The organism is Petrocella sp. FN5, assembly GCF_029210395.1.
Taxonomy (GTDB): Bacteria; Bacillota; Clostridia; order Lachnospirales; family Vallitaleaceae; genus Petrocella.
Genome location: NZ_JARGDP010000001.1, coordinates 72756 through 87674, shown reverse-complemented (window position 1 = coordinate 87674; position 14919 = coordinate 72756). Strand labels below are relative to the sequence as shown.

Here is a 14919-nt window from a genome sequence, read left to right as displayed (position 1 = left end):
TAATCGGTCCCCTAAATCATGAATTTTTTTCTATATTCTGTTGCTGTACAACCAACTTCTTTTTTGAAGATTCTTGAAAAATAGTCCGGGTCATAATAACCAACGGCCATGGCTATTTGTGCTATTGAGTGATGATGATGATTCTCTTCTTTTAGCATCTCTTTTGCTTTATTAAGTCTATACTGGGTCAGATATTTGTTAATGGTAATACCAATAGCTTTCTTAAAAACAACATTGAGATAAGAACTGGTAACACCAAGGGCCTGTGACATCGTTTCAATTGTCATATTACAATCCTTAAAATTCCTATTGATGTATCTTTCTACGGATCTTGTTAGATTATTCTTCTCATTTTGAGCATCTCTTTGGTGGAAAAATTCATGAATACTTTGGCATAAATATGTATCAAGAGCTGATAGGCTTGTCATCGGGTTCAAATCATTAAGTATCATATCACTTTCATTATGATTACCTGATGTAGAAAATTTTAGTATTTCTAATCGATGTCGATAGTAGATTTCTTTAACCGAATTAATGGGCGTATCTTGATGGTTTATCAGCTGTTCATATAGACCTTTGGCATATAAAATCGCTCCGGTCTTATTCTCCTTCTCCAATAAACCAGCAAAGACCATCAAATCCTTTAAATCAAAATTTAAAACTTTGCTTTCTCCCCCATGCTTATATATTTCAATCATTTCACCTGATTTGAAAAAAAGTTTTTCATTGGTAATCACCGCCCTTGCATAAGAATCATAAACTTCATTCATCTGCTCCACTACTTTGCCTATACTTATGTTGGGCTTACAAAAATTATTTAAAAACAGATATAGTTTTTTGGCTAGTGACATTAGGTTTCTTTCACTCATTCGAACCTTATGACCTGGTTTGTTCCAACAGTTAAGAATGACTTGGTCTTGCTTGTAGTGCCAGACATAACCTACATCTACTGTTTCACGCACTTCAAATAAGTATGTGTCAATTCTATTTTTTACCTCTTCTTGTTCATATGAATCTAAATGCTCTTTATAAATGTGTTTAACCAATAGGGTAACATAGGTACTCTGAGGGTCAAGCTTCAAATTCAAGTCTTTAAACTTATTCACTAATTCTGCTTCATTAATTTTCCGGCTGATCATTAACGCTGATAGTTGTCGCATCATCACATGTTGGTTGTTCTCTCTTAAAACATCTACTTCTTCTTTTAGTGATTGCATATTTCTATATTGTTTTAGATCACTTATCGCATTTCTTATGGCGGCCTTTAATTCTTCTAAATCCAATGGTTTCTCAATATAGTTAATCGCACCGAGTTTTATTGCATTCCTATAATAATCTAGCTCTGTATAAGCACTCATGAAAATAAGGCGACAATGTGGTAGTGCCTTACGCACTTCAAACGCAAAGCCTATACCATCCATTCTCGGCATTTTTATATCCGACAAAATAATATCCGGCATAAAAGTCATTGCTTTTTCTAACCCATGAATACCATCATCTGCTTCTTCAACATCAGTAATTCCCAATGTTACAAAATCAACTTGGTTACAAATCCCTTGTCTTGTTCTATATTCATCATCCACAATCAGTATTTTAAACATCGTCTACCTCGCCTTGATTTAGTCTTCGGTTACCAGCTGTTTTTTATAGTTTCCAAAGCCCTCTTCCAACAACTCTTCTTGATAGGTTTCTATTTGATTGTTATGTTGCACATCACCTATAAGGGCCGGATATAGAAGTGTTTGTGTCTTTTTTTTATAAAGCTCATGAGCCCTAGGATTATAGTCTTGTACCATCTTAATTTCATATGGGTTCTTTGTTGCAAAAGGCGCAATACCATTTATTCTAAACCGATAGCCTAAAGCAAATTCGTTGGTCATAAACCACACAGGAATATTGTATATTGGATAATATATACTGTTGGTAAGGGGTATATATTCCCCATTCCCATTAATGGCATAATGTTCATCTAAAACACCATAATTAAGTAGCCTAAAGAGCCTTTCATCATAACGTAATAATTCTATGAACTCCAATGATTTGGCTGCATTTACAGAACCGTTTTTTATGGCTATTCCCATTTGCGATGCCTGTGTAAAATGATTTGCCTTCTGATTTAAGGTTACAATTTGTGGTGCGTATTCCGGTTTTTTCAAATACAGATGACGGACAAGGTTCTCTGCCCTATACACTGATGTAATAATGGCAGCGACTTCTCCTTTAACAAACAATGCTTCTTCTGACTGACTACGCAAATAACTGTCACCCCTTATAAATCCTTGTTTTTTCCATTGAACCATCTGCTTTCTATAATCATCTAACCCTCTTTCATTCACCAACCAATTCACACCGGTATCCTTCTGATTTAAATACATAAGATAAGCATCATACAATACTTTTTCTTCTTCTTGCAGGTAAAACATCTCTAGAGCTAATAAAGCATCTCCACCAAAATCAAGAGGTACTAGAGGTAATTCTTGTTTCAAAATACCTTCGAAATAAACCTGGAGATCTTCCACCGTCGTTATTTGCGTCAAACCTACCGCCCCCATCAAATCTCCCCTAAGAAGCAAAACCTTATGATTATTTAAAAATCCTGTTGAAGGTATCATGTATAGACGGTCTTTAACTTCTAGTTCTTTTAATAAACCATCACCCAGTTCTTCAAAGGTCTTAGGCATGGTTTTGATAATCATGTCTTCTGTAAGATTCATATATGCTTTTTTGGAAACATAATCTGTATATCCCATTGGTAAAACTTGAATCATATCAAAGTCTGCGCCTCCGGCAAATAACCTAGGATATGTTAAGGCCATTTCTTTTGGATTGATATAGCGAATCGCTAAATGAACATCAATGGCTTCTTCAAGCAATTGATTGACTTCCTTTATCACTTTTTCGCTATCCGGATATGCATCACCGATGACAACTATTTTTAACACCACCGGTTTTGCATTAGATTTTTCCCCTTCGTCAATAATGGCAATTTCTTTACCACTGTTTTTAACAGATGCCATCTGTATTTGATACATCATGCCCATGATGATTAAAATCAATGTGACAATAATGATTGAGCTTATATTCTTCTTTAGCATTGCTTCACCTCGACACCCCAATAATCTTAAATAATACTACCCTTACCATTATAATCAATAAACACAAATTGGCAAAGCCATTCATTGACTTTGCTCATTTGTGTTTGTGATTTTGTGAAATATCTTTTTGATGTTTCAACTATTTTTTACTATTTTATATCTGCTAGATTATCTTTCGTTGCTACTGTTACACCTGTATCAATATCCTTGACAGACACTTGTCCACCTGAAACCACTGTGCTGGCTGCTTTTATACCTTCGTATCCCATTACATAAGGATTTTGAACCATACTGGCTTTTATGGCACCTTTTTCAATCAACCCTTTTACATCAGCTGAGAAGTCAAACCCAACCACATGTATACTATCGGATTTGCCTGCTTGGTCCACTGCATTTCCAACGCCGACGGTTGAGCCTTCATTACAGGCATAAATACCAACCAAGTCAGGGTATTGGGTCATATAGTCCGTGGCATAGTTAAGTGCCTTTTGTTTGTCACCATCAGAGTATTGTACACCTACGATTTCAATATCCGGGTACTGGCTTTCAATACGATCTCTAAACGCATTTTCTCTTGTCATGGTTGTTCCAGCACCAGCTTGCGCATTTATTATCGCTATTTTCCCTGTTTTTCCAATAAGTTCTGCTAGATTATCTGCTGCAAGTTCTGCTGCCGCTGCATTGTCCGTTGATAAAAATGCATCATAGTTTTCTGTGCTGACACCTGAGTCAACAAGTATAACCGGTATGCCTGCTTCTTTTGCTTTTTCAACAACCGGCTTTAATGCCTCTTTATCCAGAGCCGCTAACAATATGGCATCTGATTTGTTTACAATAGCATTTTCAACCAATTGTGCTTGTACGGTAGCATCCACTTTAGTTTGTGGCGCATCAAAAACGACTTTAATGTTTCCCAGTTCAGCCGCTGCAGCCTCAGCACCGTTCTTCACTTTAAGCCAATGCTCATCCATTGAATCCATTGTAATCAGTGTCATGGTATAGTTTTCGCCTTCGCCTCCGGCAGATCCTTCCTTTTCCGGTGCCTCTTTGGCACATCCGGCAACTGATATAACCAATACCCCAAACAGTAACATTGCTAATAACTTTTTCATATAAAACCCTCCTGTTATTTTTGGTGAATCGTCTTTATGACCATTCATTTATTCTAATGGGTAATCCCAGTAGATTCAACTTTATTGTTCATGCTTTATAATTAAGTTTCTGCAACTCCATATCTAATACATCGATTACAGGGTTGGAATATTACTTGCTGTGTCTTAATTTGTCAAAAAATACAGCTGCAATAATGACAACACCAATGACAATCTGTTGGATAAATGGTGAAACGCCCATCAGGTTTAAACCATTTCTGAGTACGCCAATGATAAATGCACCCACCACTGTTCCGAAAATGGCACCCTCGCCACCCATGGTACTGGCGCCACCGATGACCGATGAAGCCACTGCATCCAGCTCATAGCCCATACCGGCTGTAGGCGGTGCCGATATGATTCTTGCCGCCATGACCAATCCTGCAACACCGGCTAAAATACCACTAAACATATAGACTTTAATCAGTGTCATGTGAGCATTCACACCTGATAATCTGGCCGCTTCAAAATTGCTACCAAGTGCATATGTATATCGACCGGTGCGTGTTTTACTTAATATAAAGCCAAAAATCACTGCAAAAATTACCATTATAAAAATTGGATTCGGTATACCCAAAGTTTTTGCTATTCCTATATTATTAAAGGCCTCAGGTAAACCACTAATAGGGATACCTTGCGTCATCGTAAGGGTAATACCACGTACTGTTGTCATGGTTCCTAGAGTAACAATAAATGGCGGTAGTTTGCCATATGCAATCATAACTCCGTTAAGAACACCAACCCCTGCGGTAACGCCTAAACCTAATAGCATAGCGATTGGGATAGGTATACCTGCTTTCATAAAGATCGCTGCGGTAACCCCTGCAAGCGCAATATTCGAGCCTATAGACAAATCAATTCCACCTGTTATTAGCACGTAAGTCTGCCCCATCGCAATTAGAAGTATAGGCGTTGTCTGTACTGCAACGTTTAAGAGGTTCGCTGTTGTTAGAAAATTCTCATTGTTTAAGCTAAAGATAATAATTAGTATAAACAGGCCACTAATGGTTGAAAAAAACTGCTTGGTCTTGCTGTCAAATAGACTTTTTGATTGTATTTTACCCACTAATTCACTCATCCTACCGTTCCTCCAAGGCGTCATATTGTGTTGCAAAATGAAGTATTTCTTCTTGATTCGTATCCAAGGTTTTTAAGTCTGCTTTAAGCCTTCCGTTGCACATTACCAGCACTCGATCTGATAATCCAAGGACTTCAGGTAGTTCAGATGAAACATAAATAACAGCAATACCATCTTCTTTTAGCCTATTCATTAAATGATAAATCTCTATTTTGGCGGCCACATCAATGCCTCTGGTCGGTTCATCAAATATAATGACTTTTGCATCTCTTACCAACCATTTACCTACAACGATTTTTTGTTGATTACCACCACTCAGGTTTTTGACCTTTTGATGAATGGAAGGTGTCCTAATATTCAGTTTTTCAACCATGTTTTTTGTCAAGGCTGCTTCTTTTTTCTCGCTGGTCATCAAACGCCCAGTTGTAAAATCCAAATTAGGCAAAGCCATATTCTCATTAACGGTCATCTTAATGCTAAGACCATCTTTTTTTCTATCTTCCGGCACACAATACAAACCATTCTTAATTGCATCTCTGGGGGATCTGATTTTTACAAGTTGATCCTCAATCCGAACTTCACCGGATGTTATAGGGTCCGCTCCAAAAACAGCTCTAACCAGTTCTGTTCTTCCGGCTCCCATGAGGCCGGCAATGGCAACGATCTCACCTTGTCGAACCCTGAAACTTACATCTTTAACGCCGGTTGGTGTCGTTATATGGTCAACTTCAAAAATAACATCTCCAATAATACTTTCTACCCTTGGAAATTTATCTTTAATGGCACGACCCACCATATGTTTGATGACTTGTTGTAATTGTGTGACATCGTAATCCATGGTCGTTATATACTGTCCATCCCTGAGTATCGTGACACGATCTACTATATGTGCTAATTCTTCCAAGCGATGGGAAATGTAAATAATGCCTTTATTTCTCTTTTTTAATTGATGTATAATACCAAAAAGCTCTTCGATTTCTTTCTCGGTTAATGCGCTGGTTGGCTCATCCATTATAATAATCTCCGCATCGATGGATAAGGCTTTACATATTTCCACCATCTGCTGTTTAGAAACTTGTAAGCTACTCACCAAATCTGTTGGTTTTATATCCAGATTCAAAGAGTCCAATATTACCTGTGTTTTTTGATTGATCTCTTTTTCATCTAAAAAACCAAACTTTGTTGTTTCTCTTGTCAAAAAGATGTTTTCTGCCACTGTAAGATGTTTACACAAATTGAGCTCTTGATGAATGATTGCAATACCTTTAGCTTCTGCCTCTTTTGGTGTCTCAAAGGCTACCTCTTCATTATTCACCCATATGGACCCGGCATCTTTTTGATACACACCGGATAATATTTTCATTAATGTTGACTTACCTGCTCCATTTTCACCTAATAAACCAAGTACTTCACCATGTTTCAAAGTCAATGCAACATGGTCCAATGCTTTTACACCTGGAAATTCTTTTTCAATATCCCTAAGTTCAACCAAATATGAGTCCATCATCATCTACCTCTTTATCTAAGCTTGCTTATAGTTTAGCAAATGATGAGACGTGTCAAACTGGATATTCACTAAATTAACTGGATTAATTCAAACTAAAGATTCAAAACGTCATAAAAAAAAAGAGTAACCATAGCCATGATTATCTCTTTTTAAGGTCATCTTCATATTGTATTTGAACTAGTGGAACCTAGTTTTGACCCTTTAACCAAGGTTTAATTGTAATAAAAACATTCACAAGCTCAGGATTGAACTGGCTACCACGGCCTTTTATTAGTATATCTATCGCCTCTTCTTTGCTCATGCCATCTCGATACGGTCTATCTGACGTTAATGCGTCGAAAACATCTGCAATAGCTATAATTTGAGCAATCATGGGTATGTCATCGCCTTTCAGTTGCAAAGGATATCCGGTTCCGTCATACCATTCGTGATGATACCGTATACCATCTTTAATTCTCTGATCAAAATCTGTGTCTTTTATAATCTTATAACCTTCTTCAGGATGCTTTTTAATGATTTCATATTCTTCGTTGGTTAAACGGCCGGGTTTATTAAGTATATGATAAGGTATGGCTATTTTACCTATATCATGAAGCTTACCCGCCACTTCTACCGCCTCAGTATCTTCGTAACCGATTGCCTTGGCCAAAGAAAGTGCATAATCCGCTACCAGATTGTTATGCTGATGTGTATATGAGTCATTAATCTCCATGGCATTGGCGATAATCTCAATCATCTGAATGTATTTACTGTCTATCTTCTCTATATTGTTCTCAATTTCAGACGACATTTTATTTATGGATTCTGATAACAGTGATATTTCAGGTAAGTACTTACTTTCATGAATCGTAAGCTTACTGTTATAATCTCCTTGGGAAATCTTATGAACACTTTCAATTGTTACTTCCAGATTTTTTGCTATCTTTTTTAAAATATTAAGCTCTATAATCGTAACGAGGACAACTAATAAAATGATAATAGCAAAAATATGATTTCTTTGATTAATAAACAAGAGTTGATAAATAGGAACATTCGCATCAATATTAAAATATAGACTCTGGTTACCATATCTAAATGGCTTGCTCCAAGATATCAAACTATAGTTTTCACTTACTAAATTATGGTAATTCAAGGTTTTTGTTATACTAATCTGAGAGATTGTATTTTCTCCGATTGCGGATTTCATCTTTGTGATTTGGGCTTCATCCATCACCCTCCCAGCACCATAGACACCTTCAGGATTCTCCCCATTATTATCTAGGACAGGTGTTAATTTAATAAGCACAATATAACCCTCATGCCATAGGAGCAAATCATTAGAAGTGTTATCATTTAAAGTCGCTTCATAAGCGGATGATTTTGTTATTGCATCCATCAAGTCTATACCATAACTTCGTATATAACTCTGATCTTCATTACTGATGAAAATCAAATTAATATTCATTGTTTCGCTATCCGTTATATATTTTGTAGCATTTTCTTCCATCCATGCTTCATCTTGCTCATGAAGCGCTAGTAGTAAATCTGTCCATATGGCATTAGTCTCTATAATATCTAGTAGACTTTGTTCTTGCTCTAATATGAAGTACTCAACTTGTCTGGTTTTCTCTGCAATATATTCTTCAACTAAGGCATCCCATGCCTTATTATTAATGATCGTAATTCCAATACTAATGGCAACAATCCCTACTAGGGTAATCAATAGGATGACGTACTTCACTGTTTTATACATATTCTACCTCAAAGTATTCATTTATAATGGTTTAATATATTTATTCTTAGTCTTCTGTACTATGTTTACATCATATCATACTACCACGAAGTTGTAAGCCAGTTTTTTCGCTATCTGAATTTTTTCATACCACTATCGATATTGACCATGAATTTCCTAGAAGCAATATGTGGAAGTGTTTTATGGATCTCTAATAAAATCAAAAAAAGCCTGCTTAAATCAAGCAGGCTTTTTGATTGTTCTATTTTGATGATTTATCTTATTCTACTAAAGTAGCGCTACTGAAATCGACTGTACCAAGAACGGAACGATCCCATCCTTGTAACTTTTCAGATACTAACATAACATCTGTGTAGTGGTATACAGGGATTACAGGCATATCTGCAATAAACATTTCTTGTGCTTCATAAAGAACGTCAAAATGCTCTTTACCTCTTGTTACAGCAGCTTTTGAAAGTAATGCATCATATTCTTCGTTGCTGTACTTAGGATCGTTATAAGCGTTTCCAGTTGTGAAAATACTTAGAAGTCCCATTGGATCCATAAAGTCTGTCAACCAACCACCACGTGCAAGTTCAAAGTCGCCAACTTTACGTGTGTCTTGGAATACAGCCCATTCTTGGTTTTCAAGTTTGGTATTGACACCAAGATTGGTTTTGAACATTTCTTGAATCAATTCTGCAACAACTTGATGACCTTCTGAAGTGTTATATAGAATTGTAAACTCTGGGAAGCCTTCTCCGTTAGGATAGCCAGCTTCTGCAAGTAATTCTTGTGCTTCAGTTACTTTGCTACCATCTGTTGGTACGCCGTAAGATCCGGCAGTTTCAAAGAAGTCATTACCGTCCGCATCTAAGAACCCTGGTGGTACAAAACCAGCTGCCGGTACTTGACCTGCTGCTAATGTTTCAACAATCATTTCTCTATCAATGGCTAAAGCAAAAGCTTTTCTAACACGAACATCTTGCCACATATCAAGATTAAGATTGAAGTTATAGTAATATGTTCCAAGTAATGGGAACACGTAGAAATTTGGATCTTCAGCAATGAGACGTGGTGTCTCTGCTGTTGGTACCGTCGGTATGAAGTGTAACTCACCATTTTGGTACGCTTGGTAAGAAGTTGCTTCTTCATCTATAAATACGCCCTTAATACCGTCAAGCATTACATTTTCAGCATTCCAATATTCTGGGTTCTTAGCTAGTGTTAAACCTTCACCAATTTTATATGATGTTAAAACAAATGGTCCGTTTGATACTGCAAGTGCAGGATCTTTAGCCCAAGCGCCGTCTGCTGCTGCTTCTACAGATGATTGTTTAACAGGCATAAAGTGATAGAAGGACAATAAGCTTACGATGTAATCTGTAGGGTTATTAAGTTTTACTTCAAGGGTATAGTCGTCTGTAGCTACAACGCCTACATCATCCATTGAACCTTCACCGTTTACAACATCCATAGCACCTACAACATTGGTATACTCCCAAATCCATGAGTATTCAGATGCTGTTGCCGGGTCCATACCACGCTTCCATGAATAAACAAAGTCATGAGCTGTAAGTGGTGATCCGTCTGACCAGTTGGACTCTCTAAGTTTGAAAGTTACCGTTAAACCATCTTCAGAAACTTCCCATGATTCTGCAATACCCGGGAAGATTTCTCCGCTTTTTTCTCTAACTAAGGCTTCGAAAGTTTGGTTGATCACATCTCCACCATCACTTGCCCCATTTAAAGTTGGGTCGATGGTTTTTGGATCTGCACCAACGTTCCAATTAAGAATTTTTTCAGTTCCTGTTTCTGTAACTTCAGGTGTTTCTGTTGTCTCTGGTGTTGTACTTGGTTCTTCTGTTTTGCCACATGCTGCTAACAAAGAAACAGATAATGCAAGTACGAGTAATAATGATAGTAATTTTTTCATGTTCTTCCTCCTTTTATTGTTTTCTATATTTGGTTAAAGCCTCAAACTTAAGTTTCTCTATTACATAAAATATATAGATTACGTTGATACATTCATAATTATATATTGTATGTAAAAGTTCAATTATATACTTTAGACGCTTTAACCTTATTTATATCAATTGTTATGTTCTTCATAACAAGCAATATCAGTAAAATTATTTTCACACTTCTTTATTATACCACATCTTTAGAGATTGTTAATCTTTTTTACCAAATGGCAGGCAACAAAATGATCCGGTAAAACTTCTACAAGCTCCGGTGTCACTTCATCGCAAATTTCTTCACAATAACGACATCTAGAACTAAAGCGGCAACCTTCTTTGGGATCAATGGGACTTCTTACATCACCTTCAAGAACAATACGGCCCTCTTTTTTGGAACGAGGATCCGGAATCGGTATGGACGATAACAAAGCCTTGGTATATGGATGTAATGGTTTCTCATACAGTTCATTACTTTCGGCGATTTCCATCATGTGACCCAAATACATCACACCAATTCGGTCGGATATATGCTTAACCATAGACAAATCATGGGCAATAAACAAATAAGTTAAGCCCAACTCTTTTTGCAAATCTTCAAGCATGTTGACCACTTGTGCTTGGATGGAAACATCTAGAGCAGAAATCGGCTCATCACAAATAATCAAATCCGGTTCAATAGCTATGGCTCTTGCAATTCCGATTCTTTGTCGTTGCCCACCGGAAAACTCATGAGGGTATCGACTGGCATGCTCTTTTTTAAGTCCAACACGTGTTAATAAGTCATGAATACGTTCCATTCTGGCTTCGCCTTTAATATTGGTGTGTATATCAAGACCTTCTCCAATAATATCAGCAATGGTCATACGCGTATTCAAGGATGCATAGGGGTCTTGGAAAATCATTTGAATACGTTTTCGATATTTCAACATTTCTTTGGGTGATATATTGGTAATGTCTTCACCATCATAGATGATTTTGCCACCGGTCGGTTCGTATAATCTAACAATGGCTCTTCCTGTTGTAGATTTACCACAACCGGATTCTCCAACCAGACCAAAAGTCTCACCTTTATTAATTACAAAAGAAATACCATCAACTGCTTTTAAGTACTTACGTTTGCTTTCAACCATACTGTGCTTAACTGTAAAATATTTCTTAAGTCCTTTAATCTCTAATAATACTTTCTTATCCGGCATCTATATCACATCCTTTTATATAACCTTCAACATCTGGCGCATCTAAGTGAATTAACCAACATGCTGATGTATGTCCATCACTGATTTTATAGGTCGGCGCCATTTCTTCTTTACATATTTCCATTGCATGTGGGCATCTGTACGAGAAAGGACAACCTTTAGGAGGGTTTAATAAATCCGGTGGTGATCCCGGTATAGGTATCAATCGCTCTTTAGCAGCTGCATCCATACGTGGTACTGAATTCATAAGTCCTCTTGTGTAAGGATGTTGAGGACTGTGAAAAATCTCATCCACTGTGCCCTTTTCCATAATCATGCCACCATACATCACAATCATATGCTTACAGGTCTCTGCAATCACACCTAAATCGTGGGTAATAATCATAATGGACGTATCAATCTCACTGGCTAGCTTTTTCATAATCTCCAGGATTTGTGCCTGAATCGTTACATCTAGTGCTGTTGTGGGTTCATCTGCGATTAGCAACTTAGGGTTACATGACAACGCCGTCGCAATCATGGCTCTTTGACGCATACCACCCGAGAACTCATGAGGATAAGCATGGATTCTTTTCTCCGGTTCTGGAATACCGACCATGCGTAGCTTATCAATGGCAATCTCAAGTGCCTTTTTCTTAGATACTTTTTGATGTCTTCTAATAACTTCAACCATAAGGTTTTTTATCGTAAAAACAGGGTTTAATGAGGTCATTGGATCCTGGAAAATCATTGAAATTTCTTTTCCACGAATCTTGCACATTTCTTCATTATTCTTAGTCGAAATCACTTCGCCATTAAAGATGATCTCCCCATCTTTTATTTTTCCGGGATGATCGATGAGTCCCATTATCGAGAGCGCTGTTACACTCTTACCGCTACCTGATTCACCGACAATACCAAGAATGTCGCCTTTTTCCATAGAAAAACTATTGCCCCGTACGGCTTGTACTTCTCCCATATGGGTATAAAAGGATGTACTCAGATTTTTAACTTCTAGTATTTTACTCATTATATTAACCTATCCTTTCCTTAGTCGTGGATCAAGTGCATCTCGTAATCCATCCCCTAAGAAGTTAAATGCAAGAATAATGATTGCAATCGTAAGGGCAGGGAAGAACAACTGATAAGGGTATGTCAAAAGCCCTGACAGGGAATTGTTAGCTAGTGTTCCAAGAGATGCTTGAGGTGCAGATACTCCAAGACCAATAAAGCTTAAAAATGCCTCCGTAAATACTGCACTTGGAATCATCATGGTCATTGAAACAATGATGGGACCCATGGCATTTGGAATTAAATGTCTGAAGATAATCTTATACTTAGGCACACCAATAACGCTGGCTGCTAATACAAATTCTTGTTCTTTTAGTGCCAACATCTGCCCACGAACCAACCTAGCCATGGACACCCAGTAAACCGTACTGAGTGCTATAATGATATTGGTCAATCCGTCATTTTCCTTAAAGGTAACCATTAATAGAATAACATATAACATCAAAGGCACGGAATTGATGATGTCCACAATACGCATCATAAACTCATCAATCTTACCACCTTCAAAGCCGGAAATACTTCCATATACCACGCCTATCAGAAGGTTGACGAGTGTTGCAATGAATGCAATCATGAGTGATATTCTCGTACCATACATAACACGAGTTAAAATATCGCGACCTAAATCATCTGTTCCAAAAGGAAATGTTCGATTAAAAACCTTATCATTAGGTTGGGTATAAACAACACCATCGTACTCAATGGTAAAATCATAATCGTAGCCTTGTTTGGTTGGTAACAAATTATAAGAAAAGTCAAGAACAACTTCTTCAAAATTATCTTCTGTACCATATTTATAGATATAAATCTTGTTAATCATGTCTCTCTGATTTTTATCCGGTTCAAGACGGTCATAGACTTCACCCTTATCCGTTACTAAGAATATATTGTAGTCATTGGATAAATGGAAGTTTAGATTCTCTTCTACATGAAAAATCTCTAATCTCGGTGGTAGATTCTTGAATTTATTCAGTTGATCTGAATAAGAATAATCTGTCGTACTGGGTCCAAAGATACCAAACAATAAAACCATAACAATCGTAAAGGCTCCAACCATCGCAAGTTTGTTTTTCTTCAGTCTTCGCCAAGCATCTTGCCAGTAGGTTAAACTTGGGCGAGATGCTTCCATATCTTCTTTATTATCTTTGATAAACACAAATCTTTTATCTGCCATGATTATTTTTCCTTCCCAAGTTTTATTCTAGGGTCAATAAACCCATATGCAATGTCGACAAGCAATACCATAAGAATATAAAATGCTGCATAAAAGACAGTAATACCAGTAATTGTCGTATAATCTCGGTTACCAACACTTTCAACAAAGTATCGGCCCATACCAGGTACTGCAAAAATCTTCTCAATAACGAAAGAGCCGGTCAATATAGCTGCTATCATGGGACCCAGATAAGTGACAACCGGAATCAAAGCATTTTTTATGGCATGCTTATAGATGACTTTGAACTCACTCAGGCCGTTTGCTCTGGCTGTACGGATATAGTCTTGTCTTAAAACCTCAAGCATGCTTGATCTTGTTAGCCTTGCTACAAAAGATAATGAATAACCGGACAGAGCCAATACCGGTCCAACATAACCCAATGGTGATGTGACCCCAAAACTAGGTAAAATTCCCAGTTTACCCGCAAAAAAATAGATGATTAATGTCGCCATAACAAAGCTGGGAACGGTTACCCCCAGTGTTGCCATGAACATAACCAGATAATCAATGGGCTTATTTTGTTTTAAGGCTGAAATAATACCAAGGGGAATGCCAAAAATTACTATAAGTATCGTCGCATACAACCCGATTCTAGCAGATGCGGGAAAACCGGAAATAATTAAGTCATTAACGGTGGTTCCTATTTTTGAATAAGATGGTCCAAGATCAAAAGTGACCAAGCCTTTTATATAATCAAAATACTGTTCATACATAGGAGCGTCCAAATTGTACTTTTCATTGAGTGTTTTTAGTATTTCATCCGGTACAGGTCTTTCCCTTGTAAATGGACCTCCAGGTATAGATCGCATCATCACAAATGTTAGTGTCGTGATAATTAAGAGGGTAATCAACGCTGAGAGAATTCGTTTTGCGTAATAACCATTCATTTTAAAGCTCCTTTCGACATTTATGATTCTTATACTAACCGATACATTCATGCGGTTAATGACTATA

11 protein-coding genes are annotated in these 14919 nt (G+C 37.2%); all 11 read right to left on the bottom strand.

Annotation, left to right across the window (positions count from 1 at the left end; genetic code table 11):
• Nucleotides 1–11: 11 nt before the first annotated feature.
• On the bottom strand, nucleotides 12–1601 hold the full coding sequence (locus P0N36_RS00425; protein WP_275840716.1) for a response regulator transcription factor: 1590 nt from the start codon (nucleotides 1599–1601) through the stop codon (nucleotides 12–14).
• Nucleotides 1602–1619: 18 nt separating this feature from the next.
• Nucleotides 1620–3095, bottom strand: coding sequence for a hypothetical protein (locus tag P0N36_RS00420; protein ID WP_275840715.1), 1476 nt, complete (start codon nucleotides 3093–3095; stop codon nucleotides 1620–1622).
• 149 nt (nucleotides 3096–3244) lie between these two features.
• Nucleotides 3245–4207, bottom strand: a complete 963-nt coding sequence (locus tag P0N36_RS00415) for an ABC transporter substrate-binding protein (protein WP_275840713.1) — start codon at nucleotides 4205–4207, stop codon at nucleotides 3245–3247.
• 151 nt (nucleotides 4208–4358) lie between these two features.
• The gene (locus P0N36_RS00410; protein ID WP_275840712.1) at nucleotides 4359–5324 is read right to left on the bottom strand and encodes an ABC transporter permease; all 966 of its coding nucleotides are present in this window, start codon (nucleotides 5322–5324) and stop codon (nucleotides 4359–4361) included.
• A gap of 1 nt (nucleotide 5325) precedes the next feature.
• Nucleotides 5326–6828, bottom strand: a complete 1503-nt coding sequence (locus P0N36_RS00405; protein ID WP_275840800.1) for a sugar ABC transporter ATP-binding protein — start codon at nucleotides 6826–6828, stop codon at nucleotides 5326–5328.
• 190 nt (nucleotides 6829–7018) lie between these two features.
• Nucleotides 7019–8563: an HD domain-containing phosphohydrolase gene (locus P0N36_RS00400; protein ID WP_275840711.1), complete on the bottom strand. Its 1545-nt coding sequence runs from the start codon at nucleotides 8561–8563 to the stop codon at nucleotides 7019–7021.
• 259 nt (nucleotides 8564–8822) lie between these two features.
• The gene (locus tag P0N36_RS00395; RefSeq protein WP_275840709.1) at nucleotides 8823–10478 is read right to left on the bottom strand and encodes a peptide ABC transporter substrate-binding protein; all 1656 of its coding nucleotides are present in this window, start codon (nucleotides 10476–10478) and stop codon (nucleotides 8823–8825) included.
• Between the two features lie 228 nt (nucleotides 10479–10706).
• Complete coding sequence (locus tag P0N36_RS00390; protein WP_275840708.1) at nucleotides 10707–11699, bottom strand: ABC transporter ATP-binding protein; 993 nt, start codon at nucleotides 11697–11699, stop codon at nucleotides 10707–10709.
• Nucleotides 11689–12708 (bottom strand): ABC transporter ATP-binding protein, encoded by a 1020-nt coding sequence (locus P0N36_RS00385; RefSeq protein WP_275840707.1) that lies wholly within the window; start codon nucleotides 12706–12708, stop codon nucleotides 11689–11691. Before P0N36_RS00385 ends, P0N36_RS00390 begins: the two co-directional genes overlap by 11 nt.
• Before the next feature lie 9 nt (nucleotides 12709–12717).
• Nucleotides 12718–13923, bottom strand: coding sequence for an ABC transporter permease (locus P0N36_RS00380; protein ID WP_275840706.1), 1206 nt, complete (start codon nucleotides 13921–13923; stop codon nucleotides 12718–12720).
• A gap of 2 nt (nucleotides 13924–13925) precedes the next feature.
• Nucleotides 13926–14852 (bottom strand): ABC transporter permease, encoded by a 927-nt coding sequence (locus tag P0N36_RS00375; RefSeq protein ID WP_275840705.1) that lies wholly within the window; start codon nucleotides 14850–14852, stop codon nucleotides 13926–13928.
• Nucleotides 14853–14919 lie beyond the last annotated feature (67 nt).